Here is a 25,972-nt window from a genome sequence, read left to right as displayed (position 1 = left end):
AGGAGGAATTATTTGCTGGCGCAGATGGCCAGGGCCTGGGCGACGCGGGCGTTTTCCTCGGCAGTGCGGACCTGCAGGCGCACATACCCCGGCGGCATCCCGGGGATGGTGTCGCACACGCGGACAAGGATGTGCTGTTCACAGGCCAGGGACTCGGCCAGGGATGCCGCGCAGCATCCGGGATCCAGGCGGACCAGCAGAAAATTCACGTCCGACGGCAGCACCTCGGCCACACCAGGGGTGCGGCACAGGAGCCCGGCGAAGTCCTCGCGCAGCCGGCGCAACTCCGCCAGCCGGGCACGGTAGGCGTCCTGCTGATCAAGAAAAGCCACTCCGGCGTCCTGGGCCGTCTGGGTCACGCTCCATGGCGGCTGCAACGCGGCCAACCGGGCGATGGTCGCCGGCCCGGCCAGGACGCAGCCCAGGCGAATCCCCGGGCAAAAAAAGAATTTCGTCATGCTGGTCAGGCAGATGGTGTGCGGATTGGCCTGCAGAAGCACCGCAGGCACATGCCCGGCAAAGGCCGGCTCGCCGTGCAAAAAATCCTTGTACGCCAGATCCACAATCACTTCGCGCGGCGCCAGAGCAGCCAGCAGGCCGGGAAGATCCGGAATGACGCAGCCCGCGGGATTGTTCGGAGAACAAAGGATCACCATGCCCTCGGGCGCGGCCTGCAAGGCCTGCCGGTCTTCGGCGGTCAGGGCAAAGCCCGTTTCCGGCCGCAGGGCATGCAGGCGCCAGGGGATGCCCAGCACCTCGCACCATCGAGGATATTCCGAAAAAATCGGCCCCACAATGCACACCTGCGCCGGGTTGCGGGCCAAAAGTGCCAGCAGGATGCCCTCGGCGGAACCGTGCACGGGCAAAATCTGCGTCGAGGGCAGACCTTCGGCGGTTGTCAGGGCCTCGCGCAGGGCCGCGCAGGCCGGGTCCGGGTAGAAACGATGCTCCGGGCGGATGGCGGCCAGGATGTCGGTCGTGAGGTCCGCAGCCAGGGAGTTGGCATTGTTGCTCACGTCCAGCAGCGCGTCCGGGGAAATGCCCAGGGCGCGGGCAGTCTGGAAAACGCGGCCCCCATGGTGCCCATGCGGCGACACCGTGGCGGAAGACTGGCGGGCTGGATCGGAATATGATAGTTGCTGATTCATGAAACACCCTTTCCGTCCCCATGCACTGGCCGCATGGCTCTGTCTGCTGCTGACGGTGTTGATGACGGCCACGCTGACCAGTTGTTCAGACACGTCCACCCTGCCGGGCGGCCTGTGCAATCCCGTGACGCATCGCCGGGCCACGGTTCGCTTTGCCGTGCCGTTGCAGGAATCCCGGCTGCCCCTGGGCACGCCGGTCGCACTGCAGGGTGGGGTCATTGGCACGGTGGCGGCCATCGCCCCGGCCCAGAACGGCACCCGCAGCGATGTGGAACTCTGCCTGCGGCAGGACGCCCTGCCCGGCCTGGCCAGGGTCACGGTGTTTCACCTGGACCCTTCGGCCCCGCTGCCCGTGCTGGTCTGTCAGCCCATCGAAAACTCCGGCGCCTTCAACGCCACGGGCCAGGATCTCATGTTCGCCGGTTTTCCCAGTCAGGAAGAGTATCTGGCCTGGCGGGCCGGTCAGGCGCTGCAGCAAGGACTCGGGCAGATGCTGCAGGGCTTTGAACAGTTGCTGAACAGCCTGCCCAAACCCCAAGCGAACTAAATGAGAATGCCGCGGAAGGCAACACGCCCCTCACCGGCCCCAATCCCTTCAGTCTGGCTGGTTGTAAAATCAGCTGCATGGCCAGGGGTTGCCAAGCCGGCTCTGGGTCATTAAGTATTTCCCCTTTTCCCCCCTCAGGACAGCCCGGCCCAGCCGGCGCTCTCCGCCTTGCGAGGCCCCCCATGATGCAGAAAGGCCCACACATTTCCCTGCCTCCCGAACACATCGTCTCCCGCGTGCTGGGGCTCCCCCCCGGCGAGTTCGCCGCCTGGCCTGAAGCCGTGCGCGATCTGGCCCTGGCCCTGGCCCAGGAGATGTTTCTGGTCCGGTACAACCCGTTCATCGACCCGCGCCAGGTGATCGAAAGCGTAAAGGCCAAGTTCCGGCGCGAGCGGCCTTCCCTGTCCCGGGAATACGCCGGCGTGCTCTCCAAGGCCATCAAGCGGTTTTGGAAGGAATTCGAGGACGACCAGCGCTTCAAGAAGGAGCTGGCCCGCCGGCTTTCGGCCATGCTCGACGCCGACAGCGTGGACGCCCGCCCCTCCACCCTGGTGGAGAGCAGCACGGACTCCACCGACCTGCGCATGAACCTGCCCTTGCTGGTCATCACCCCCAAGACCACGGCGCAGATCCAGGCCATCGTCAGGCTGGCCAATGAGATGGATTTTGTCATCGTCCCGCGCGGCGGCGGCTCCGGGCTCACCGGCGGAGCCATCCCGGCGCACCAGCGCTCCATCATCCTCTCCATGGCCAAGTGCAAGGACATTCTCGACATCGACGCCGAAAAGAAGATCCTCTGCTGCCAGGCCGGGGTCATCACCCTGCAGGCCATCCAGGCCGCAGCCAAAAAAGGCCTGCTCTTCACCGTGGACCCGGCCTCCAAGGCGGCCTCGTCCATTGGCGGGAACATTTCCGAAAACTCCGGCGGGCCGTTTGCCTTCGAATACGGCACCACCCTGGATAATATCCTGTCGTACAAGATGGTTACCCCCACCGGGGACCTCATCGAGGTCCGCCGTGTGGACCATCCCCGGCACAAGATTCTGCCCGAGGAAACAGCCGTCTTTGAAATCCTTGGAGAAAACGGCCAGGTCCGGGAGACCATCTCCCTGCCCGGGGACCAGATCCGCGGCGAGAACCTCGGCAAGGACGTGACCAACAAATACCTCGGCGGCCTGCCCGGTGTGCAGAAGGAAGGCGTGGACGGCATCATCACCGAGGCCTGCTTCATCTGCTATGATATTCTCAAGGAATCCCGCGTCATTGTCCTGGAGTTCTTCGGCCGTAGCATGCACCACGCCATGGAAGTGGTCACCGAGCTGGTGGCCCTGCGCGGCCGCATCCGTGAAGAGGGCGACCTGGTCAAGATGAGCGCCCTGGAAGAGTTTGGCATCAAATACGTCCAGGCCATTGAATACCAAAAAAAATCCGCCACCTACGAAGGCGACCCCATCTCCGTGCTCATCGTGGAGCTGAACAGCAACGATGCCGGAGCCCTGGACAAAGCCACGGCGGAAATCGCCTCCATGGTGGACCGCCGGGACAACATGGACGTCTTCATTGCCAAAGACGCCAAGGAAGCCGAACACTTCTGGGAAGACCGGCACAAGCTCTCGGCCATCTCCAAGCGGACCTCCGGCTTCAAAATCAACGAGGACGTGGTCATCCCCACCGAGGTCATCCCGGCCTTTTCGGACTTTCTGGAAGGGCTGAACCTGATCTATCTGGCCAAGGCCTACCGCAGGGCCCTGGGCGAGGTGGGCCGGCTGGAAGGTGTGCTCATGGATGACGAATTCATCGCCATGGAGCGCGGCTTCTGCCAGCGAATCCTCAAAAAGGAGATCACCCTGGCCGAGCTGAACGACCAGGAACTGGAAGTACAGATTTCCTTCTTTTTCCGCGATCTGGCCAGCCGCTACCCGGCCGAGGCGGAAAAAATCGCCGAAATCCATCAGAACATGCTCAAAACCCGGCTCATCGTGGCCAGCCACATGCACGCCGGCGACGGCAACTGCCATGTGAACATCCCGGTCAACTCCAATGATCCCGAGATGCTCCACCAGGCCGAGGAGGCCGCGGCCACGGTCATGAAGCAGGTGCTGGAGTTCAAGGGCCAGATCTCCGGCGAGCATGGCATCGGCATCACCAAGATCGGCTTCATTTCCGATGACAAGATTGCCGCGCTCAAGAAATACAAAAAGGAAGTGGACCCCAACAACGTCCTGAACACCGGCAAGCTCACCCAGCGGGCCCTGCCGGTCACGCCCTATACCTTCTCCTTCAACCGCCTCATCCAGGACATCCGCCAGAGCGGCCTGCCGGAAAAGGAACGCCTGATCCGGCTGCTGCAAAGCATCCAGACCTGCACCCGCTGCGGCAAGTGCAAGCAGGTCTGCGCCATGTTCCAGCCCCAGCGCTCGCTCATCTACCATCCGCGCAACAAGTTCATCACCCTGGGCGCGCTGGTGGAGGCCATCTACTACACCCAGGTGAACAAGGGCGAGCCGGACAAATCTCTCCTGGACGAACTGCGCCGGCTCATGGAGCACTGCACGGCCTGCGGCAAATGTACGGCCACCTGCCCCGTGAAAATCGACACCCCCGGCGTGGTGCTCTCCCTGCGGGCCTTTCTGGAAGACAAACACGCCGGCGGGCATCCCATCAAGCACGCCGTGCTCGGCTGGCTGGCTGGCGCCCCGGCCCGGCGCGTGCCCAAGGCCGCCCGGCTGGCGGCCATTGGCGGCACGGCCCAGAGCCAGCTGGTGCGGCTCATCCCGCCCTCCTGGCGGCGTAAAATCGACAACCCGCTCTTCTCCGGCCCCGGCCCGCAGCTGGGCGTGAACAACCTGCTGCAGGCCCTGCAGCTGGACCGCGGCCCGTTCTTCATCCCCTCGGGCGCGGCCCTGCCGGCCACCCCCCTGGAGAAGCCCGAGGACGGCCTGCCCACGGTGTTGTACTTCCCGGGCTGCGGGGCCTCGCTGTTCTATCGCTCCATCGGCCTGGCCGGCATCATGTTGCTGCTGGAAGCCGGCTACGCCGTGGTCGTCCCGCGCGAGCACCTCTGCTGCGGCTATCCGCTCCTGGTCAGTGGCTGCGAGGAGGCCTTCACCACCAATCAGGCGCGCAACATCTACGCCATCAAGAAACTCCTGGAGGAAGCCGCCACCGAGGGTCTGCACGTGACGCACCTGCTCACCTCCTGCGGCTCCTGCCGGGACGGCCTCTCCCGATATCAGCTAGAAACCATGCTCAACCGCAAGCTGGCCCATCAGGACATCACCCAGTTCCTGCTGGATCGCATCTCGCCGGACAAGCTGCCGAAAACCGGCGCCGGGCAGTTGCTGTACCACGGCGCCTGCCACGCGGAATGGACTGGCATCAAGGGCCCCAAGGCCACCGAGGCCTACCGCCAGGGACTGGCCCGGCTCACCGGCGCGCAGGTGGCTGTTTCTCCTGGATGCTGCGGCGAATCCGGCATGGGCGCGCTGACCTCGCCGGACATCTATAACCGCATCCGCAGCCGCAAACAGGAACAGCTGACCAAGGATCTGGCCGCCTACCCTGCGGACCGGCCCATCATCGTCGGCTGCCCCTCCTGCAAGGTGGGCATCACGCGCTCGCTGCTGGGCCTGCAGGACGGGCACCCCGTGCTGCACTCCCTGGAGTATCTGGCTGAACGGCTGCACGGCCCGCGCTGGAGCAAGCGCTTCCGCAAGGCCGTGGCCAAGGCCATTCCCCGCGCCGGCGGCGTGCGCCGGGTGGTGGCGGCGGACAAGTAACTGCCTCAAACATCACGCCGGGGCGGCGAGTCTCCGCCCCGGCTTTCCCTTTTCCTGCGCTGCGGAGGATCCATGGACTGCCCCGATCTCACCCACGACCTCACCCTGTTCATCACCGGCCCGACGTACATCCGGCCCGAAATCCGTCAGGCAGCCGCCCTGCCGGAATTCGGCCACCGCGACTCGGAGGCCAATCTCCGCTTTGACATCATCTTCCGCGGCCTGCGCACCCTGGCCGGGCTGACGGATTCGCCTGCCGATGACGGCGTGCATCTGGCGCTCATTCCCGGCTCCGGTTCCAACGCCCTGGAAACCCTCGTCCGCTCCCTGGTGGCCGATGATGAGGTGGTGCTCAATATTTCCGTGGGCGCGTTCGGGGATCTCTTTCACAACACCGCGGCCTTCAACGGCAAACGCGCCGTGCAGCGCAGGATCGCGCCCGGCCGGGCCATGGATCTGGCCCTGGTGGAAGAGGCCCTCAAAGCCGAACGCCCCGCCGTGGTCACCATGACCCACAACGAGACCTCCACCGGCGTCTGTCACGACAATCTGGCCGACTTCTGCGCCCTGGTCCGCCGTCATGGCGCCCTGCCCCTCATCGACGGCGTCTCCGTGTTCGGCGGCACCGAGGTGGATCTGCGGGCCATGGGTTGCGCCGGCTACGCCACGGCCACCCAGAAGAGCCTGGCCCTGCCCGCCGGCCTGGGCATGGCCTTCATCACCGACGAGGCTGTGGAAAAATCCAAGCAGATCACCCACAAAGGCTATGTGACGGACATCGTCCGCCACCTGGAGCGGGCGGGCAAGCAGCAGACGCTCTCCACCCCCAACACGGCCCTGGCCAACCAGCTGGCCGTGCAGCTGCGGTACATTCTTGAGGTGGAGGGGCCGCAGGCGCGGTTCGAGCGGCACCGCCGCCTGCGGGACATGACCCACGCCTTTGTGGCCGGCCTGCCCGGCTTCTCCCTCTTTGCCCAGGAAGGCTTCCGCTCCCCCACGGCCACGGCCGTGCAGTGTCCGGCCCGCCTGAGCGCCGCGGAGTTGAAGGCCGTGAAGGAAACCATGCGCGCCAGGGGCTATCTTTTTGATACCGGGTACATGAAGATGAACACCGCCCTGGAGGCCGCCGGTGCGCCGCCGGTGTTCCGCGTGGGCCACATGGGCGACATCACCGAGGCCATGCTGGCAGCCTTCCTGCGGGATCTGGGCGAGGTGCTGGCCCCGTACGCGGGCTGAGGCGTCTTTTGGAATGAACCATCGGAACGAGCCGCCGCATGAAGCATCTGGGCATAGATTACGGCACCGAGCGGGTGGGGCTGGCCATTTCCGACCCGGACGCGCGGCTGGTCTTTCCATTCAAAACCCTGTACAATCGTTCGCAACAGCAGGTTGCGGACGAGATTGCCGCCCTGGTGATCGAGCACGGTGTGGAGCAGGTGGTGGTGGGTCTGCCCCTGCATCCGCCGGACGCCGAGGGCCAGGAACCCCTGAGCCTGCGGCAGGCCCGCAACTTCGTCAAACGGCTGACCCGCCGTCTGGCCGTGCCCGTGACCACGGTGGATGAAACCCTGACCTCGTGCGCCGCCCGGGATGACCTGGCCGATCTGCCCCACATGAACGGCCGGGACCGCCGCAAGGTGCTGGACCAACACGCCGCCGCGCACCTGTTGCAGCGGCATCTGGACTCCCTCGGGCGCACGCCAGCGCCTTCACCGCCAGCCCGCGACGAGATCGCCTGATTCATGCGTAGAATTCTCCTCTCCCTCGTGGCCGTGCTCCTCCTCGTCACCCTCGGGCTGGCGGGACTCATTTACGTCAAGGCCCAGCTTTTCCTGAAGACCGCGCCGGAAACACCCGGCCGCGAGGTGGTCTTTACCGTGGATCAGGGCCAGACCTTCGATCAGGTGGCCCGGAGCCTGGAGGCTGAAGGGCTGATCACCAGCGCCCGGCATTTCATCTTCCTGGGCAAGTGGGAAAAGCGCCTGGGTTCCATCCAGGCCGGGGACTTCCAGCTTTCCACAGGCTGGACGCCGGAGCAAATCCTGGAGACCCTGGCCACGGGCAAGCCCATCCTGTACCGCCTCTCCATCCGCGAGGGGCTGACCTGGTGGGAGACGGCCCAGGTCATCGAGGAGCAGGGCTTCGCCAACGCCACGGACATCAAGGCCCTGGTGCATGACACCGAGCTGCTACACAAGTATCGGATTCCATTTGAAAATGCCGAAGGCTTCCTCTTTCCGGAAACCTACCTGCTCAAGCGCCCCGGCCGGCAGGACGCCCGCTTTATCGTGGAACTGCTGCTGAAGACCTTCTGGGAAAAGACCGCCAGACTCTGGACCACCCGCCCCGGCGGCGAGCCCGACGCCAAGGAGCTGGCCCGGCTGGTGACCCTGGCCTCGCTGGTGGAAAAGGAAACCGGCGTGCCCGAGGAGCGGGCCCGGGTGGCCGGCGTGTACACCAGACGCCTGGCCCGCAACATGCTGCTGCAGTGCGACCCGACCACCATCTACGGCCTGGGCACGTCTTTTGACGGCAACCTGAAGCGCAGCCACCTGAACGACGCCGACAACCCCTACAACACCTACCAGCGCCCTGGCCTGCCCCCCGGCCCCATCTGCTCCCCCGGCCTGGAGGCCATCAAGGCCGCCCTGCACCCCGAAGAGCACGACTACCTCTACTTCGTCTCCATGGGCAACGGCACCCACGCCTTCTCCAAGAGCCTGGAAGAACACAACAGAGCCGTGCGGAAGTACCAGTTGCGGCAGTAGGGAGAGATTACTCTCCGCCCGGCAGCGGCACTTCCTCCATCCCGAACGTCCGCGGCACGCGCATGGTGATGGGCGCTTTTTCCGGGCAGATTGTGTTGGCAGCGGCCAGGGCGGCGGGGAGGGTTCGCCAGGAGAGAACGGCGCCGGTCTCGTCGAGCCCATCCAGTGCCGGCAGGTCGCTGCAAATGCGCTGGCCCCGGGCGGCAAGCTGCACGTGCTGTCTGGTGACGGCCCCTGGCCCCTCGCCAACCCTGCGTTCCGGCTGGGCCTGTACGAACCGCCCGAAGACCCGGCCCGCATCCGGATGCAGCGTGACCGCCAGATAATAGACATGGCCGTCGAGGGAGCGGTCGCGCCAGTGGAAATCCCGGTCCCGAAGCAGTTGCATGGACGCCACCAGGCCGCAGTCGATCTCGAAGGTCGGGGACTCGACGCGTTCCGGATGCGCCGGGGGATAGGGAATAGCGTGGGCGGACGGCGGCGCAAGCCGTTCCGGGCAAATCCGCTCCACCTTCCGCGTGGCTTCCTCGCGGGTCGGCTCCCAGAACACCAGCAGCCCATGCTCCAGGGGCGCATGCACCACCTCGCGCACCATCTCTTCGCCACCAGCCAGAATCCGCAGCTCACGGTTCAGGAACTGGCGGGTTATCTCCCGAAGCGCCGCAGCGCCAGGGGCGTTCATCAGGATGGCCACCGTCCAGTCCCGACTGACGGAATAGAGGCGGATTTGTTGGACGTTGCTGCAGGAAATCGCGAGGGCCGTCCCCCCTGTCTCCAACGCCTCCCCCCAGACCGGGCGCGTCGGAGAACAGACGATGACCAGGAAAAAAACGCACGCGCCCAGCCATGCCCGACTCATTGCTCCACTCCTGAAACCGGCAACGCCTCCCTCCCCTGCTCCTGCCCTGTTTGATCGAGCACCCGCAGTTCGCGCGGGACTTTTTCCGGGCAGATGGCCCTGGCGGCGGCCAGGGCGGCGGGAAGGGTTCGCCAGAGGAGGAGCATCGCCCGGCGCGGACGCGCAAAGGCATCCTGGAGCGGGGCCTCGCTGCGCACCCGCATTCCCTGTGCCAGCAGTTCGACGTGTCGCGTATGCACCACCAAGTCGCCCCACAGAAAATACACCGGCTCCACCGAGACAATATAATCCGCCAGCCGATCCGCGGTGGCAGCGGTCAGCACGATTTCCAGCTGATACAGCGCGCCCTCCAGGGATTCCTCCTTCCACAACACGTCTTCCAGGCGGCCCAACTCCATGCGTTGCACGTCGTCGCAGGCAATGGGGAATGTCGGGCTGATGGATTCCGGCAACGGGGCAAGGGGACGCGAGAGATCGCGCTCCATGGATTCGATGGGCTTCAGTTTGTCCGGGCACAGGGTCCGAGCCAACTGCGCCCCTCCCTCGCGTCCGGCATGCAGCCAAACCCGCCCGGCATGCTCGGGAGCGAGCAGCTGCAGCCGGCTGAGGGTTACGTCCTGGAGCACCAGGGAAATGTCCTCGTTCCCTTGCACTGTAGTGAACGTCTCAAACGCCTTGGCCGCGGGAATCGTGAGCTGGAGCATCACCCCCTCGCCCTGCGTGGCGGGTTCCTCCCACAGCACCTGGATGTCCTGGCAGGTGATGGCGTACCGCACCCCGGCATGCGCAATACCCGGAAGCAGCAGAAGCGGCAGGAGCAGCGAGAGAATCACTCCCATACCTGAGTCACAATAATTTGATATCATATTCGAAACCAGCAAGAACTGCCACCTGCGCTCCTCACAGTTTCACGTGTTTTCAACGTGTTCCAAACTTAATACCACTCATTTATATCAGTCAACAGCAACACCTCGCCCAGCACGACGGGGGGGTGCTAAAAAAGCACTTTGAGTTGTCAATACTGCTCCACCGGCGTATCCTGGCTCACACCGTATCAAATCAACACGAACTTTTCTCCCCTGCAGGCAAACCCCGACTTGACGCATCCGGCGCTTTTTCGTAGCTTCCCAGCCTTCGCCACGATTCCGGAGAGCATTTCCCAGTGTCCCATCATCCCACCACGCCCCCAAAGCCTGCCAAGGCTCCCAAGCCGGTCAAGTTGCCGGTCAAGTCCCCGCATGTCGAAGACTTTCAGCCCATGCTCCAGAGCCTGGAGGCTCGCGGCGAGCTGAATGAAGTCATCAAAAACCGCGTGGCCAAGGCCTGCACCCTGATGGACGAGGGGTCGGCCCTGTTTCCCAACAGCTTCCGCAAAAACATGGAAGTGCGGGACGTGGAGGCCCGGTTCGGCGAGCAGGATGCCGACGCCCTGGCCCAGGTGGAGGAGACCTTCACCCTGGCCGGCCGCATCGTGGGCCTGCGCTCCTTTGGCAAGCTGGCCTTTTTCCACCTGCTGGATGCCACAGGCAAGCTGCAGATCTGCGCCCAGCGTGACGTCATGGGCCAGGATGCCTACAATCTTTTCAAGAAGTTCGACATTGGCGATATCGTCGGCGTCGAGGGCAGGCTCTTCCGGACCAAAACCGGCGAACTGACCCTGGACGCCACGACCATCAGCCTGGTCACCAAGAGCTTCCGCCCGCTGCCGGAAAAGTACCATGGTCTCAAGGACGTGGAGATCCGCTACCGCCAGCGCTACGTGGACCTGATCGTTACCGAACGCACCCGGGAAATCTTCCAGGCCCGCACCAGAATCGTCAAGGAACTTCGGCGCTTCCTTGATGAACGTGGCTTTTTGGAAGTGGAAACGCCCATGATGCAGGCCATCGCCGGCGGGGCCACGGCCAAGCCCTTTGTAACGCATCATAACGCCCTGGACATGCAGCTCTTTCTGCGCATTGCGCCGGAGCTGTACCTCAAGCGGCTGCTCGTCGGCGGCTTTGAGCGGGTCTATGAGATCAACCGCAACTTCCGCAACGAAGGCATCTCCACCCAGCACAATCCGGAATTCACCATGCTGGAGTTTTACTGGGCCTATGCCGACTACCGGATGCTCATGGACCTGACCGAGGAGATGTTCGCCCGCGTGGCCAGGGCCGTCACCGGCTCCACCGTGGTCACCTATCAGGGGCAGGAGGTGGACCTCACCCCCGGGGCCTGGAAGCGGCTCTCCTTCTACGAATCCCTGGAGCAGGTGGGCGGCTACTCGCCTGAATTGTATACCGATTACAGCAAGCTCAAGTCCTTTATCCGCGAGCGGGGGGAAAAGGTCATTGAGGGTGAGAAGCTGGCCAAACTGCAGGCCAAGCTTTTTGACCTGGGCGTGGAGCCCAAGCTGATCCAGCCGCACTTTATTTACGGATATCCCACTGATATTTCCCCGCTTTCCCGCAAGAACGAAGCCGATCCGACCATCACGGACCGCTACGAATTGTTCATCACCGGTCGGGAAATGGCCAATGCCTTCTCCGAACTGAACGACCCCATGGACCAGCGGCAGCGCTTTGCCGAGCAGGTGGCCGAAAAGGCCGCCGGCGACGACGAGGCCATGCCCCTGGACGAGGACTACCTGCGCGCCCTGGAATACGGCATGCCCCCCGCGGCCGGCCAGGGAGTGGGCATTGACCGGCTGGCCATGCTGCTGACCGATTCGCCTTCCATCCGCGAGGTCATTCTCTTCCCCCTGCTCAGACCCGAGGCGGAGGGATAGCGCCGCCCGGCCTCTGGAACCTTTGGCTCCTCCCCGGAACCAGCCGGGGGACCTTCCAAGGACACCATGTCGTACGAGCTGTTCATCGCCCTGCGGTATCTGCGCGCCCGTCCGAAACAGTCATTTATTTCCGTCATTTCCCTGGTCGCCATCATCGGCGTGGCCCTTGGCGTGGGCTCGCTTATTGTGGTTCTGGGGGTCATGAACGGCTTTTCCACCGAGCTGCGGGATAAGATGCTCGGCGTCAACGCGCACGCCGTGGTGCTCTCCACGGAGGGTCGCATCCCGGACTACAAGGAAGCCCAGGCCCTGCTGTCGGAAATGCCCGGCGTGGTGGCCTCCACGCCGTTTGTCTATTCCGAGCTGATGATGTCCTCGCCCCACGGGGTCAAGGGCGTGGTCCTGCGGGCGGTGGATCCCGAGTCCGCAGCCACGGTGCTTAATCTGGACAAGGATATCCGCGCCGGGGCCAAGCTGGCCGGGCTGGCCATGGACTGGCAGGGCCGCCCTGGCATCATCATGGGCAGGGAGCTGGCGGACCGGCTGCGGGTTACCGTGGGCGACACGGTGAACCTGCTCTCCCCCACGGGCAAGCGCAGCGCCGCAGGCCATGCGCCCAAGGTGATGCTCTTCCGCGTGATCGGTCTCTTCAAGACCGGCATGTTTGAATACGACAGCTCCCTGGTGTACATTTCCCTGAACGCCGCCAAGGATCTGCTGGGGTTCGCCGAGGTGCAGGCCACGGGGCTGGAACTGAAGGTGGATAACGTGGACCGGGCGGACCAGATCAGCCAGCACATCCGCAAGCTGTTGCCCACGCCGCTGTACATCCGCCATTGGATCGAGATGAACGCCAACCTTTTTGCGGCGTTAAAGCTTGAAAAAACAGCCATGGCCGTGGTGCTGGCCATGATTGTCCTGGTGGGCTCCTTTTCCATCGTCACCACCCTGGTCATGCTGGTCATGGACAAGACGCGTGACATTGCCGTGCTCATGTCCATGGGGGCATCTCAGGCCGGCATCCGCCGCATTTTCGTCTGGCTGGGGATGATCATCGGCCTGGCCGGCACGGGCGGCGGTTTTGCCCTGGGACTGACCGTGAGCCTGCTGCTCAAGCGTTATCAATTCATCAAGTTGCCCGAGGACGTCTACCCCATGGACCACCTGCCCGTGCTGCTGGATCCCATGGATCTGACAGCCATTGCCGTGGTGTCCCTGGTTCTTTGCTTTCTGGCCACGGTGTACCCCTCGCGCAAGGCGGCCCGGCTTAATCCTGTGGATGCCTTGCGTTTCGAGTAGGGCAGTGCTAGGGTCAGAGAATGTCTAGATTTTTGGTGACGCAAAAAATCTGTTCCCAGCGTCCCAATTTCAAGCTATTGGAGAGCAAGCCGAATGTTGTATGAGCTCTGTGAGGTCGGCCGGACTTTCCCGGGCCCTGGGGACGGGCTGACGGTATTCAACGCCGTGAGCCTGAGGGTCGAAGAGGGGGAGTCCGTGGCCATTCTGGGGGCCTCCGGCTCGGGCAAAACAACGCTATTGTATCTGATGGGCGGATTGGACCGTCCAACGCATGGCGTTGTGCGCTTTCAGGGGACGGATATGGGAACACTGGACCCGCCGCGTCTGGCGGCATTACGCAATCGCGAACTGGGTTTTGTGTTCCAATTCCATCACTTGTTGCCTGAGTTCAGCACCCTCGAAAATGTGGCCATGCCGGGTCTGGTCGCCGGATTGCCTTTGGCGGAAGCCAAGGAGCTGGCGGCCGCGGCGCTGGAACGCATGGGGTTGGGCGCGAGGACACATCATCGCGTCACCACCCTTTCCGGCGGCGAGCAGCAACGCGTGGCCATCGCCCGCGCCATCCTGCTCTCCCCCAAGGCGCTCCTGGCCGATGAGCCCACCGGAAACCTGGATGAAAAAACCGGGGCTATGGTGGGGCAGCTTTTGAAGGAGCTCAACGAGGAACGGGGCATGGCCCTGGTGGTGGTGACGCACAACCACTGCCTCGCCCGCATGATGCACCGGCAACTGGAACTGTCTTCTGGAGAACTCTATGCGCGTGCGATTTGATTGGTCCGCCTGGCTGTCATTGGCCCCGGCATTGTGCCTTGCCTTGCTTGTGCAAGCCTGCCCAGCCTGGGCGCAAGCCTCGGACAACAAGAACATCACCATTGCCGTGCTGCCCTTTGAGGTGAACGCCGAGCCGTCCTTGTCCCGCCTCAATCAGGACTTGCCCAAAATGGTGGCCGAGCAGCTGCGGCAAGCCGGCTTCACTGTGGTGGAGGAGTCCGCTCTCAAGCGTCACATCGCCGACCGCGGCGTGAAATTTCTGGACCTGAAAACGGCCCGCGAACTGGCCGTGCTCACCAAGGCCAACTACGCCATTTATGGCAGCTTCAGCCAGGCGGGCGAATCCATCAGCCTGGACGCCCGGCTGGTGGAAGCCTTTGGTCAGGAACCCGCCCGGCCGCTCTTCGTCAGCAAAAAGGGGCTCACCAATGTGACCCAGGCCGTGGGCGAACTGAGCATGCGTGTGCGCTCCGAGTTGGCCAAAGCCTCCAATATCGCGGACATCAAGGTCCGCGGCCTGGCTTATCTTGACGACGATGTGGTGCTCATGCGCCTGGGCGTCCAGAAGGGCGACCCGTATGACCCCACCAAAATCAACGAAGAGCTCAAGCGCGTGTTCGACCTGGGCTACTTTGATGACGTCAAGGTTTCCGTGGAAGATGGCGGCGGCGGCAAGGTGCTGATCTTTGACGTCAAGGAAAAGCCCCGCATCCAGGCCATTGGCGTCCTCGGCAACAGCGCCATTGATGAGGACGACATCATCGAGGCCATGGCCACCAAGGCCGGCAGCGTCCTTAACCTCAAAGTCCTGTCCGAAGACCTCCAGAAAATCCGCGAGCTGTACCGCGGCAAGGGCTACTATCTGGCCCAGGTGGACTACCAGCTGGAGCAGACCGGCAATGCCCAGGCCCGCCTGAACATTGAGGTCAAGGAAGCCAAAAAGCTCTACGTGAGCAAAATCACTGTCGAAGGCGCCACCACCTTCAGCGAATCCGAGCTGAAGGACCAGATGGCCCTGCACGAGCGCGGCTTCATTTCCTGGCTTACCGGCAGCGGTGTCCTCAAGGAAGAACTCCTGGACCGCGACGCCGCCGTCATCGAAGACTATTACGCCAACCACGGCTTCATGGACGCCAAGGTCTCCCCGGCCAAGGTCGACTACACCGAGGAAGGCATCGTCGTCACTTACACCGTGGAAGAGGGCGCGCGCTACAAGGTCGGCGCCATCACCTTTGAGGGTGACATGCTGGCCCCGGAAGCAGAGCTTGAGCACATCGTCAAGCTGGACGACATGGCCAAGAATGGCGACTGGTTCTCCCGTGAAGTGCTGCGGGAAGACGCCAAACGGCTGACCAACTTCTACAACAACTTCGGCTACGCCTTTGCCGAAACGGATGTGAAGTTCATGAAGACGGAGGACAAATCCGCCATCAACGTGAACTTCTCCATGCTCAAGAACCAGAAAGTCACGCTGCGCCGCGTCATTATCGAAGGCAATGACAAGACCCGTGACAACGTTGTTCGTCGTGAAATCATGCTCGCCGATGGCGACGAGTTTCACGGCGGCAAGCTCCAGGCCTCCAAGGAAAACCTCAAGCGCCTGGATCTCTTCGAATCCTACGACATCGAAACTGTGCCCACCGAAGACCCCAAGGAGCTGGACCTCAAGGTCCGCGTCAAGGAAAAATCCACGGGCACCCTGGCTGGCGGCGTCGGTTACGGCTCCTTTGGCGGCGCCTTTGTCTCGGCCAAGATCACCGAAAAGAACCTGTTCGGCAGCGGGTACTTCCTGGGCTTCTCCGGTTCGTTCAGCGGCAAGGCCACCCGCTTCGACGCCACCTTCACCAACCCCCGCGTGTGGGACAGCCAGCTGCTCTTCAGCGTCAACGCCTACTACAACGACCAGGAATACACGGACTTTGACAAGGAATCCGTGGGCGCGGTCATGAAGTTCGCCCACCCCATCGGCTACCACACCGTCATGAACGTGTCGTACGGCCTTGAGCAGTATGAAATCGATGGGGTCTCCTGGTGGTCCTCCTCTGACCTGCAGAAGGAAGTGGGCACCCACTGGGCCAGCGTGGTCACCCTGGGCGCCGTGCGCAACACCACCAACCGCGAACAAAACCCCAGCGAAGGCAGCAAGGCCTCCATCACGCTGTCTCTGGGTGGCGGGCCCCTTGGTGGCGATGACGACTTTGTCAAGGCTGTGGCCGACTATCACCTCTTCTACACCATGCCCTGGGGCAAGGAACACATCTTCCACTTCCACACCCAGGCTGGCATCATCACGCCGCTGGAAGACGACGTGCCAGTGTTCGAACGCTTCTACCTGGGCGGCATGAACTCCCTGCGCGGGTACGAGGAACTGCAGGTCTCCCCGCGTGAAGGCATCTACCGCGACGTGGTTGGCGGTGACAAAATGGCCTTTGCCAACTTCGAATACCTCTTCCCCCTGTATCAGGAGTTCGGCCTCCAGGGCGTGACCTTCTTCGATATCGGCGATTCCTGGGGCAATGGCGATTCCGTGGACCTCTCCCTCAAAAAGAGTGTGGGCGCCGGGTTGCGGTGGTTCTCTCCCTTTGGCCCCCTGCGTGTGGAATACGGCTACGCCTTGGATACCATCCCCGAACAGGGCGACAAATACCGTGTGGAATTCTCCATGGGGCAAAACTTCTAACGGGTCCCTCTTCCGAGTTCGAGGCCGGGCGATACTCTCGCCCGGCCTTTTTTTACATGCCCTTCACTTGAAATTCCGGCTTGTTTCGCGTAATGCTTTTTTGTCTGTCGTCTTAATTGTCCTGCGATTCGCAGGTTTTTCCAAACATCATTCTTTGCATCCGTCGCATCGTGCAGCAAGGAGCCCATCTCATGCGCAAAGCCTTCATTCTGGCAGTGCTTTTTTGTCTGACTGCCACTTCCCCCGCCTTCGCCCAGGACCCCGTCAAAATTGGCGTGTTCAGCTTGCGCAAGGTCATGCTCGAATCCAATCCTGGCAAAAAAGCATACAGTCAGCTGCGGGCTGCGCTTGAGCCTGAAAAGAATGCCCTGGCCAAGGAAGAGCAGGAACTCAAGAAGCAGACCGAGGATTTCAAAAAGCTCGCCGCTACTCTTTCCCAGGAAGGCAAGGACGCCAAACAGCGCGAACTGCAAAAGCGGTTCACCGACTTCCAGATGCGTCTGCAGAACTACCAGAAGACTGCGTCCGAACAGGAAGCACGCCTCCTTGAACCCTTCAAGGAATCCATCTTCAAGACCATTCAGAAGTTCGGCACTGATAACAAGTACACCCTCATCCTGGTGGATTCTCAGGGCGGTGTGGCCTTTGCGGCCGCAGGCATCGACCTGACCGACGCCATCATGAATGAACTGAACAAGGGTAAGTAACCAATCTGTACGCCGGGCTGTTGTGCTCCTGCATCATGCATGCACAATAGCCCGGCTTTTTCATTTTCAATTGCCTGTTCGAGGGAATCATGCATCAGGACACCCCCGGGGACGTCATCAACGTTCGTCAAATCCTGGATTTGCTGCCGCACCGCTACCCTTTCCTGCTCGTGGACCGCGTGCTGGAATGGGAAAAAGGCAAACGCATCAAGGCGCTGAAGAATGTCACCTTCAATGAGCCGTTCTTCCAGGGGCACTTCCCAGGACAGCCGCTCATGCCCGGCGTGCTGATTCTTGAAGCCATGGCCCAGGCCGGCGGGTTGCTGGTCAGCCTGTCTCTTCCTGACATGCCCGCAAAATTGTTTGTTTTTTCCGGCATGGACAAGGTCCGCTTCCGCCGCCCTGTGCATCCCGGCGATCAGCTGATCCTGGAAACCATGGAAGTCCGCCAGCGGATGCAGCTGGTGAAGATGCACTGTCTGGCCACTGTTGACGGCGATCTTGCCTGCGAGGCTGATCTGAGCGCAGCCATCGTGGACCGGGCCGGCATCTAGTAACCTGCCCACAAAATGGTGATACGAATATCATCGGCGTTTGTGGAAGGCCGTCTTGCCGGTGGTCCTGGGCGTTGAGGCCTGCACTATAGAATCATTTTGAGCGCGCAACACGAGCATCACGTTGCGCCCAGCCCGCCGCCTTGCACGTTTGGGGTAAACGGGCTAAGGTCCTGCCATGCAGCTGCAGCAAGAGCATCTCAAGATCCTTAAGGATATTTCTCTGTTTGCAAGGGTCCACCGCTATCACGGCATGCTGCCGCGAAAGCTGGCCCTGTTTTATGACGAGGCGGCCATCGATGAGTTGCTGGAAGCTGAGCTCATCGAACGCGTGCATTTCAAATACCCTTGTGGTTCCAATACGATGCTGCTCCGGCTGACGCCGACCGGCGCGAACACCCTGCAACAGCAGCAGGCGAGTGATGACACGCTGCCGGACAATGACGTGTTGGACGAATTGACCCCCGAGCAGTGGGACGTGCTTTCGGACATGTACCACACCTCGCAGCTGCGGCGGTATGCAGGGATCCTGCCCTTGGAAAAGATTGATGACGAGCGCCTGAACCCCAAGATTATCAATGTGCTGTATGCCCGCGGCTTCATCATCCGCGTGAAGGCCGAAATGGGCTCAGGCAAAAAGCGCAAGGGATTCATCATCTCCAACAAGGGGCTGCGCTACCTGAATCTGTACTCGCCCATGAACAGCTGACCCCTGGGCCGGTGCCGCACCTGCCATTTCGAGGCGGTTCCCTTGCAGGAACCGCCTTTTTTCTGGTCATGTCAGCCGGCAAGCCCGCGCAGCTTGAGCCCGTGCATCAAGCCATACGCGCCGGCGAGCATCATGTCCCCACCAGGGGCGACAAAATCCAGACCTCCGCCGATGGATTCACCACCACTGGCCAGCAGCGCCCGCTGCGGCCCCAGCACGACCATACGCTCGAACTGCCCGGCCGAGGCTGGCGGGTCCAGGCGCAGGGAGCCGTGGCCGCCTGTCCCGTGCACCGCGTCCTGGGGCAGTTCGCCGCGTTGAAAATGGTGCAGATCGGCCAGCAGTTCCTCGCGGGTGCGCATGCCGGTGTGGTGCTCGTACACTCCCCAGATCCGACCGGCATGGACCAGAAAAGCGATGAGGTGGCTATTCCCGCAGTTGACCACGCACACGCCGCCGGCGCACTGCAGGGCGTCGATGTCCGGGTCGAACAGCGCCCCGAGCACGGCCGCGGCCCCCGTATCCCCCACCAGTCCGCCGGCAATGGCCTGTTGCAGCGAGCCCAGCCGGGTGTACTCCGCTGGCGGGGTGTCGAACAGCAAGGCCTCTGGGCGGCCGTGGCTTTGGTGCAGGAAATTCTCCCAGAGCCGGAACCGCCCCAGCCGGTTCCCGCCTTCGGGATGAAAGCCGTGATCCTGCACCGCAGCTGCCACCACCGTGGGCATGGGCAACCCAGCCATGGCCAGCCATCCTTCCCACCAGGTCCAGGAAAAATCGCCGGTCCAGACGGGAGTGTGGCCGGCGGGGCAACGTTCGGCAAGGGTCACGCCCACGCTTTCCAGATAGGTGGAATTGTCAAACAAGGACAGACCGGCCTGCGCCGTGGACGATGCCGGCAGCCCGGCCTGCAAATGGGCTTTGAGTGCCCGAAAAAAGCCGCCGCCCATGATTTCGCCATGCAGGTGCACTCCCCTGCCCGCCGCAGTACAGGCGCGAATCTGCCGGGCCACCTGTTGGGCAGGTGCTGGCAGGACGAACTTGGGGCAGTTCTCCAGGGGCCAGCGGCCGTCCAACACCTCGTCCGGAACCAGCAGCACGTCCTGTGTGCCACTGCCAATATCAAGCAATAACAGGGCCATGAATCCTCCTCAGGCCGCAAGCAGGCAGTTCCGCCCAGCGACGAAGCCGCGTGCTTGCAGAAATTCCATGATGATCTGATGCGCGTCCCTGCTGGCCACGTAAGAGAGCACAAAGCACTCCCCGGGTGGCGGCAGGGCCTCACGCGAGATGACCGGGACGCCGCCGTAGCATTGCCCGATCTTTTTGGGGTCGATATCCACCCAGGCCACGATGCGGATCCCATGCTCCAGCAGCCGGCGGGCGCGCTTGCGGCTGACCTGCCCTGCCCCGATGATGTGGACGCCGGGATGATGGGGATTGTGCCGGGCCAGCCACTGGGCCAGGGCCTCGGTCTTCAGGGCGTAAAAGGCATCCACGGCATAGTTGGCATGGGTGCGGGACAGGCGTGAGGGGGGATCGTTCCAGGTCAGCAACGCCTCGGGATGCTTGGCCATGCGTACGCCGGCCTCCAGCCAGCGCAACCACAGCTCATAATCTTCAGGGAACGGGCCTTCCCGATAGCCGCCGTGACGCGCCACCAGTTCGCGCCGGAACATGACCGACGGGTGGGCCAGCGGGGATTCCCGAAAGCGGTTGGCGCTGATGGCCTCGTGGGAAACCAGGGTGTTGATCCAGTCCACATACGCGGCATAGCCGGCGCAGGCAGCACCATCGCCCCCGAACTGAACCCGGCAGGAGACCAGCCCCAGCGCGGCATCCGCATCCAGCATCCGGCGTTGGGCAGCCAGGCGTTCGGGATGGGACCAGTCATCGCCATCCATGCGGGCGACATAACGACCGCGGGCCAGGGTCAGGCCGTGGTTCAGCGCGGCAACAATCCCGCCATGGGGGAGGGGCACGGGCCAGACCCGCGAATCGCGCGCGGCATAAGCCTGCAGCATGGCCAGGGTGTCATCCGTGGAGCCGTTGTCCACGGCCAGGAGCTCAAAATTCGCTTCGGTCTGAGCCAGGATGGAGTCCACGGCCTTGGCCAGGGTGGTGGCGGCATTGTACACGGGCATGAGCACACTGACGCAGGGCGTGGCGTGCTGGTCGCGAGCATCGGCAGGCATGCCCGTCTGTATCCTTCAGCCCGGCTGGGCGCAAGGGTGAAGACTCAAAAGGCCACGCTGGTAAATTCCTCAAAGGTGGTCAGGCCCTGAAAGACTTTGAAGGCCGCGTCCATCTTCAGGGTGGAAAGACGTTTGGCCTGGATGGCCGCGTGCTTGATTTCCACGGAGGACGCCCGCTTGATGATCAGGGACTGGACCAGATCATCCACCTCCAGCACTTCGTACACGCCCATGCGGCCCTTGAAGCCGGTATTCTCGCATTTGAAGCAGCCTTTGCCCTGGAAAAAATGCATGCGCTGGTTGCCGCCCACGCCCATGGTGCGCAGGGCTGCGGCCGGGGCTTCGAAGGGTTCGATGCAGTCCGGGCAGATGCGGCGGACCAGCCGCTGGGCCACCACCACCAGCAGGGTGGAGGCGATCAGGAACGGCTCAATCTCCATCTCGATGAACCGGGTCACCGCGCCGGCCGCATCGTTGGTGTGCAGGGTGGAGAGAACCTTGTGGCCGGTCATGGCGGCCTGAATGCCGATGTTGGCGGTTTCCTGGTCCCGGATTTCCCCCACCATGATCACGTCCGGGTCCTGGCGCAGGATGGCCCTGAGGCCGGAGGCGAAGGTCATGCCGGCCTTGGTGTTCAGCTGCACCTGGGTCACTTCATCCACCCTGCTTTCCACGGGATCTTCCAGGGTGATGATATTGACCGTGGGTTTGCAGAGTTTTTTGAGGATGGAATAGAGCAAGGTGGTCTTGCCCGAGCCCGTGGGGCCTGTGGCGAGCATCATCCCGTGCGGCTTGAGGATGGCTTTGTCGATCTTCTGGCGTTCCTTGTCGCTCATGCCAAGCTGATCCATGGAGAGGGGCTTGCCGCTCTGCACGTGCAGCCGCATGACCACCTTCTCCCCGTAGATGGTGGGCAGGGTGGAGACGCGAACGCTGATTTCACGGTTCTGGACGCGGTAGGTGAAGCGGCCGTCCTGCGGGATACGGGTGACGGAGATATCCAGATTTGACAAGAGCTTGAGCCTGGAGATCAGGGGCAGGAACAGCTTTTTGGGCGGGGCGGGGAAGGCTTTGAGATCGCCATCGATGCGGAACTTGAGTTCCAGCTTGTCCTTTTTCCGGCTGAAGTGGATGTCCGAGGCGCGTTTGTTCAGGGCCTGCACGAGGATGGAGTTGACGATTTTGACCACCGGTGCGTCCTGGGCCATGCTCTGCAGGGAGCCTATATTGAGCTCGCCCACTTCCTCGGCATCATCGGCGGTGTATTCACCCTCCTGATCGTGCAATTCCTCGAAGGACTCATGGGGCAGCATGCCGGAGTCGAGGCTGCGGCCGTAGATGGCGTGGGCGATCTCATCGAACTCGTGCTTGCTGCAGATGGCGATTTCCACTTCCATCCGCGCCACATTGCTGATGGTATCCAGCGAGGCCAGATCCGTGGGGTCCTGCATGGCCACCCACAGCAGGCTGCCTTGCCGGGCCAGGGGCACCACCATGCACCGTTCGGCCAGATCGGAACTGATGAGAGAGGCGAGGGAGGGGTCGGGGACGAAATTTTCGAAATCCAGACGCTTGACCTTGAGCTGCCGGGAAAGCACGGCCAGGATGCGCTGCTCTTCCACAATACCATGCTGAATCAGGTATTGCCCCAGCTTGAGGGGGCTTCCCTTCTTGGCTGCCAGCGCTTCTTCCAGGCCCTGCTGGGTCAGCAGTCCGGCCTCCACCAGCATTTCCCCCAGGCGTTTGCGCGGGGTCTGCTTATGCCGCCGCTCAAGTTCGGGAGGCGCTTCGGCATGCTGCTGCGGCACGGCCTCCGTGGGGGCTGCGGCGTCTGAATCCTTGGCGTGTGCGGCCGACCGGTTCGCAAACATGCTTCCTCCGTTTCCTGCTCCAGTCTGTCTCCAGCCTGCCGCGGAGGTGGGTTCTCCCTGGCGTTGCCTGGCCGACCTTGGCGATGATCAATACAGCGTAACCCCTTGACGCAGCTTCGTCCAAAGCGCGTACGTTTGACAAGAATGTGTCAATATCATGAAAAACGCAAGTTGAACAAGGGGATGAATCCCTTACTCCCCCTGCAACATTTTCGTCAACAACGTAGCAAAAAAAAGAGGCCCTGCCACAGGTACATAGCGTTGTATAGCTCTGCCCTGGGCATCGTCTTACATGAGGGAACCCGCAGTACAGGCGATGGCATCGCGCATGCGGCAAACCGCGCACAGCTCGTTATTGGTGGGATGCCCGCACCGGCTGCAGGGGATGATGGCGCATGGCGATTGGGCCTGCACCTGGCGGAACGCCTGGCGTCCGAATTCCAAAAATCCCAGATAGAATTGCAGTTTCTGCCCCGGAGAATTCTCCTCCAGGCCCGCCAGCAGCGCCTTGTGCCCGGTAAAGCTGGCGCCGCGGCTGTAGGGACAGGCACCCATGTGGTAGTCGATGCCAGACAGGAAGCAGTACGCGGCCGTCTCAAACTCCGAAAGCCGCCACATCGGTTTCACCTTCCTGACAAACCCGTTGCCGGCAGGAAGCATGGGGCCCTGGTCGGCCAGTTGGGCGGCGTCCCAGCGGATGGTGTTGGCAAAGAGCCGGCTGGTTTCGTCATCCAGATTGTGCCCTGTGGCCAGCACGGTAAAGCCGCCGTCCACGGCCTCGCGATTGAAAAGCTGGCGCTTGATGGTGCCGCAGGCCGAGCAGATGGGGCGGTTGATATGCTCCTTCACCAGCGGGATGGCCAGGCCTTCTTCCGCCAGCTCCACCACATCCAGGGTAATGCCGCGGGCGGCGCAAAAGGCTTCGACCTTTTCCCGGGCCGGGGCAGAGGAATCCGGAATGCCCAAATCCAGATGCACGCCGTGTACACAATAGCCCATCCGGCGCAGGATGTGGGCCATGGCCAGGGAATCCTTGCCGCCGGAAAGGGCCAGCAGGATGCGGTCATCGTATGAAAAAAGGCGCTGGCTGCGGATGCCCTTTTCCACCTGCCGTTCCACGAATTCCAGAAAACAGGAGTCGCAAAACCCGGTGTGATGACTGGGCAGGGCCACCGCGGCCGTTGCCTTGCAGCGTTTGCACTTCATGTATGCCTGCAGTGTGCTTGAGGGGAACGGCGCTAGCCGCGGGAAGTGACGGGCCGGATGCGCAACCGGGCGCCTTCCTGCAGCAGGAGATCCCAGGTCACCAGACGCTGGACACCGTCTTCCTCCAGAATGGTCAGGACCTCGTTCTGCCGAAATCCCAGGCGGTTGAGCACGGCCCGGACGGATTTGCAGTATTCCACCACGCGTTCCTTGCCGCTCGGCTCCATAACAACCGTCACCACATTGCAATCCTTATTGCTGAACATTGCCGGCTCGGGCGAGCCGCTGGGCACTCACCTGTTGAGACTGGGCGCGGGCGGTTGCTGCGGTTGCTGCGCCTGCAGTTCAACCAGAACCTGCCTCGTTTCTTCCTGCAGCAGCTTCCAGGCCTGGGCCATTTCCTGCGTGGAGACTCGGGACTGGGCCTGACGCTCCAGGGCTGCCGCCATCTGGGCGCACCGCAAGGCGCCGACGATGGCCGCCGATCCTTTGAGCGCATGCGCCTGACGTTGCAGGGACGCCGCGTCTTGCGATTCCATGGCGATGGAAAGAGATTCCAGCCGCAACGGGGCATCCTGACAAAACGCGTCGTACAAGGCGTGCAGCAGCACCACATCGCCTTCGAGACGCTGCAAGGCCGCCTCGGGATCCAGGCGGGCAATGGCAAGAAGAGCGTTCAAAGCGTCGTCAGGGAGGGGCTACCAGAAGGAGGTGAATGAGGGCGCGGCCTCCAGGGCCACCACCAGAAAGTACCTTCCGGCTTGTCAGCTGGCAAGGAAAATCCCGAATTTCGGACCAAAAAAATAGGCTATGTGCACAAAATCCGTATGCGGCCATGTCGCCATGAAAACGCCTTGTCATCGCCATCCGCATATACTACATGATGAGCATTCTCTGTACGGCCCCGGCCCTGCCCGCGTGTGGCAGCCAGCCATAGGAATACATACCTCCGGCAAGGAGCGAGACATGAGCGAGGCCCGCAAGGTCCTGGTGGTGGACGACGAAAAGCACATTCGCATGCTGTATCGCGAGGAGCTCGAGGCCGACGGCTACGTCATCGCTACGTCCGACGGCCAGGAGGATATCCTCAAGGTCATCGAACGCGAAACCCCCATGGTGGTGGTGCTGGACATCAAGCTCGGCGCCAACCGCTCCGGGCTGGATCTGCTGCAGGAAATCCGCAGCAAGCACCAGCAGTTGCCCGTCATCCTTTCCACGGCGTATGACAGTTTTCAGCACGACCTCAAATCCATTGCCGCGGACTATTATGTCGTAAAGTCCGTGGACCTCTCCGAACTCAAAGACAAAGTCAATCTGGCCCTGGGCAAGGCCGCCAAGCTCTCTGTGTAGCCTGGCATTTTGGCTGCCCCTTCACTTCCTCGCGAAGCCCGGCCCCGGCGGATTGCCCTTGGCCGGGCTTCGTGGTAGCTGTGAGCGGCCATGCACGACATACTTAGCGACGTCAACCGGCTGCTCATTTTCTTTCTCCCCTTTGCCCTGGGCATCATCTGCCATGAGGTGGCCCACGGCTATGTCGCCTGGAAACTGGGGGATCCCACCGCCAGACTCCAGGGACGCCTCACCCTCAATCCCATCAAGCACGTGGACCCCATGGGCCTGGCTGTCTTTGTCCTGACGGCCTTGTTCACGGGATTCGTCTTCGGCTGGGCCAAACCCGTGCCCGTGGACCCGCGCTATTTCAAGAACCCGCGCCAGGGGCTGATGCTCTCCTCCCTGGCCGGGCCAGCCACCAACTTTGCCCTGGCCGTGTGCTTTGCCTTTGCCTTTTCCGCCTTGTACGGGCACGCCCTCGGCACTCCCTCCGGCGGCGCAGGCGCCTATTTTCTGGAGCCCCTGGTCCGCATCTGCTGGGCTGGCATCAGCGTCAATCTGGTCCTGGGCGTCCTGAACCTCATCCCCATCCCACCCCTGGACGGCTCCAAGGTGGTGCAGTACTTCCTGCCCCGGGATATTGCCTTCAAATACCTCGGGTTTGAGCGCCACGGTTTTATTCTCTTGCTGCTGCTCATCGCCTTCGGCGCGGTTGGCCGGTTCATCCAGGCCATTGTCGAGCCGCTGTTCAAGGGGCTCCTGCAGCTTGCCGGCGCCTGA

At 62.5% G+C, this 25,972-nt stretch carries 23 protein-coding genes; 14 read left to right on the top strand and 9 right to left on the bottom strand.

Going from position 1 to position 25,972, the window contains the following annotated elements:
• Positions 1-8: 8 nt before the first annotated feature.
• A complete protein-coding gene (locus ACYQ00_RS06995) occupies positions 9-1,148 on the bottom strand; it encodes a pyridoxal phosphate-dependent aminotransferase (RefSeq protein ID WP_460031419.1) in 1,140 nt (379 codons plus the stop codon).
• On the opposite strand from ACYQ00_RS06995, the gene ACYQ00_RS06990 reads away from it, so the two are divergent.
• The 5 genes from ACYQ00_RS06990 to mltG all read left to right on the top strand — a co-directional run bounded on the left by ACYQ00_RS06990 (position 1,147) and on the right by mltG (position 8,242).
• The gene (locus tag ACYQ00_RS06990) at positions 1,147-1,695 is read left to right on the top strand and encodes a hypothetical protein (RefSeq protein ID WP_460031418.1); all 549 of its coding nucleotides are present in this window, start codon (positions 1,147-1,149) and stop codon (positions 1,693-1,695) included. The two genes, ACYQ00_RS06995 and ACYQ00_RS06990, sit on opposite strands and share 2 nt — an antisense overlap.
• Before the next feature lie 182 nt (positions 1,696-1,877).
• Positions 1,878-5,474 (top strand): FAD-binding and (Fe-S)-binding domain-containing protein, encoded by a 3,597-nt coding sequence (locus ACYQ00_RS06985; RefSeq protein WP_460031417.1) that lies wholly within the window; start codon positions 1,878-1,880, stop codon positions 5,472-5,474.
• Between the two features lie 72 nt (positions 5,475-5,546).
• Positions 5,547-6,710 (top strand): pyridoxal-phosphate-dependent aminotransferase family protein, encoded by a 1,164-nt coding sequence (locus ACYQ00_RS06980; protein WP_460031416.1) that lies wholly within the window; start codon positions 5,547-5,549, stop codon positions 6,708-6,710.
• Positions 6,711-6,748: 38 nt separating this feature from the next.
• Positions 6,749-7,213 carry a Holliday junction resolvase RuvX gene (gene ruvX / locus ACYQ00_RS06975; RefSeq protein WP_460031415.1) on the top strand — a complete coding sequence of 155 codons (465 nt, stop codon included), beginning with the start codon at positions 6,749-6,751 and terminating at the stop codon, positions 7,211-7,213.
• A 3-nt stretch (positions 7,214-7,216) separates the two neighbouring features.
• The gene (mltG, locus tag ACYQ00_RS06970; protein ID WP_460031414.1) at positions 7,217-8,242 is read left to right on the top strand and encodes an endolytic transglycosylase MltG; all 1,026 of its coding nucleotides are present in this window, start codon (positions 7,217-7,219) and stop codon (positions 8,240-8,242) included.
• Between the two features lie 7 nt (positions 8,243-8,249).
• Here the strand turns inward: mltG and ACYQ00_RS06965 are convergent, their stop codons facing one another.
• A complete protein-coding gene (locus ACYQ00_RS06965; RefSeq protein ID WP_460031413.1) occupies positions 8,250-9,101 on the bottom strand; it encodes a hypothetical protein in 852 nt (283 codons plus the stop codon).
• Complete coding sequence (locus tag ACYQ00_RS06960; protein WP_460031412.1) at positions 9,098-9,940, bottom strand: hypothetical protein; 843 nt, start codon at positions 9,938-9,940, stop codon at positions 9,098-9,100. The genes ACYQ00_RS06965 and ACYQ00_RS06960 overlap by 4 nt, the downstream gene beginning before the upstream one ends.
• A 419-nt stretch (positions 9,941-10,359) precedes the next feature.
• Here ACYQ00_RS06960 and lysS point away from each other — a divergent pair, with 419 nt between their 5' ends.
• The 7 genes from lysS (at position 10,360) to ACYQ00_RS06925 (ending at position 18,591) form a co-directional block, all read left to right on the top strand.
• Complete coding sequence (gene lysS / locus ACYQ00_RS06955; protein ID WP_460032488.1) at positions 10,360-11,871, top strand: lysine--tRNA ligase; 1,512 nt, start codon at positions 10,360-10,362, stop codon at positions 11,869-11,871.
• 66 nt (positions 11,872-11,937) lie between these two features.
• Positions 11,938-13,170: a lipoprotein-releasing ABC transporter permease subunit gene (locus tag ACYQ00_RS06950; protein WP_460031411.1), complete on the top strand. Its 1,233-nt coding sequence runs from the start codon at positions 11,938-11,940 to the stop codon at positions 13,168-13,170.
• 93 nt (positions 13,171-13,263) lie between these two features.
• Complete coding sequence (locus ACYQ00_RS06945; protein ID WP_460031410.1) at positions 13,264-13,941, top strand: ABC transporter ATP-binding protein; 678 nt, start codon at positions 13,264-13,266, stop codon at positions 13,939-13,941.
• Positions 13,925-16,621, top strand: coding sequence for an outer membrane protein assembly factor BamA (gene bamA / locus ACYQ00_RS06940; protein ID WP_460031409.1), 2,697 nt, complete (start codon positions 13,925-13,927; stop codon positions 16,619-16,621). Before ACYQ00_RS06945 ends, bamA begins: the two co-directional genes overlap by 17 nt.
• 191 nt (positions 16,622-16,812) lie before the next feature.
• Complete coding sequence (locus ACYQ00_RS06935; protein ID WP_460031408.1) at positions 16,813-17,328, top strand: OmpH/Skp family outer membrane protein; 516 nt, start codon at positions 16,813-16,815, stop codon at positions 17,326-17,328.
• Between the two features lie 89 nt (positions 17,329-17,417).
• The gene (gene fabZ / locus ACYQ00_RS06930) at positions 17,418-17,882 is read left to right on the top strand and encodes a 3-hydroxyacyl-ACP dehydratase FabZ (protein WP_460031407.1); all 465 of its coding nucleotides are present in this window, start codon (positions 17,418-17,420) and stop codon (positions 17,880-17,882) included.
• Between the two features lie 178 nt (positions 17,883-18,060).
• Positions 18,061-18,591: a hypothetical protein gene (locus tag ACYQ00_RS06925; protein ID WP_460031406.1), complete on the top strand. Its 531-nt coding sequence runs from the start codon at positions 18,061-18,063 to the stop codon at positions 18,589-18,591.
• 71 nt (positions 18,592-18,662) lie between these two features.
• Here ACYQ00_RS06925 and ACYQ00_RS06920 read toward each other — a convergent pair whose 3' ends face one another.
• The 6 genes from ACYQ00_RS06920 to ACYQ00_RS06895 form a co-directional block, all read right to left on the bottom strand.
• A complete protein-coding gene (locus tag ACYQ00_RS06920; RefSeq protein ID WP_460031405.1) occupies positions 18,663-19,730 on the bottom strand; it encodes a DUF1786 family protein in 1,068 nt (355 codons plus the stop codon).
• 9 nt (positions 19,731-19,739) lie between these two features.
• Positions 19,740-20,783, bottom strand: coding sequence for a glycosyltransferase (locus ACYQ00_RS06915; RefSeq protein ID WP_460031404.1), 1,044 nt, complete (start codon positions 20,781-20,783; stop codon positions 19,740-19,742).
• A 44-nt stretch (positions 20,784-20,827) separates the two neighbouring features.
• Positions 20,828-22,654, bottom strand: coding sequence for a GspE/PulE family protein (locus tag ACYQ00_RS06910; RefSeq protein ID WP_460031403.1), 1,827 nt, complete (start codon positions 22,652-22,654; stop codon positions 20,828-20,830).
• Positions 22,655-22,942: 288 nt separating this feature from the next.
• Positions 22,943-23,860: a PP-loop family protein gene (locus tag ACYQ00_RS06905; RefSeq protein WP_460031402.1), complete on the bottom strand. Its 918-nt coding sequence runs from the start codon at positions 23,858-23,860 to the stop codon at positions 22,943-22,945.
• 32 nt (positions 23,861-23,892) lie between these two features.
• On the bottom strand, positions 23,893-24,099 hold the full coding sequence (locus tag ACYQ00_RS06900; protein WP_460031401.1) for a hypothetical protein: 207 nt from the start codon (positions 24,097-24,099) through the stop codon (positions 23,893-23,895).
• Between the two features lie 54 nt (positions 24,100-24,153).
• A complete protein-coding gene (locus tag ACYQ00_RS06895) occupies positions 24,154-24,540 on the bottom strand; it encodes an Hpt domain-containing protein (protein ID WP_460031400.1) in 387 nt (128 codons plus the stop codon).
• A gap of 286 nt (positions 24,541-24,826) precedes the next feature.
• On the opposite strand from ACYQ00_RS06895, the gene ACYQ00_RS06890 reads away from it, so the two are divergent.
• Together ACYQ00_RS06890 and ACYQ00_RS06885 are read left to right on the top strand one after the other, a co-directional pair.
• Positions 24,827-25,210, top strand: coding sequence for a response regulator (locus ACYQ00_RS06890; protein ID WP_460031399.1), 384 nt, complete (start codon positions 24,827-24,829; stop codon positions 25,208-25,210).
• Between the two features lie 90 nt (positions 25,211-25,300).
• Positions 25,301-25,972: a site-2 protease family protein gene (locus tag ACYQ00_RS06885; RefSeq protein WP_460031398.1), complete on the top strand. Its 672-nt coding sequence runs from the start codon at positions 25,301-25,303 to the stop codon at positions 25,970-25,972.

The organism is Megalodesulfovibrio paquesii (genome assembly GCF_054653055.1).
The sequence above is the reverse complement of the archived record's forward strand: the minus strand, read 5'-3'. Positions and strand labels throughout refer to the sequence as shown.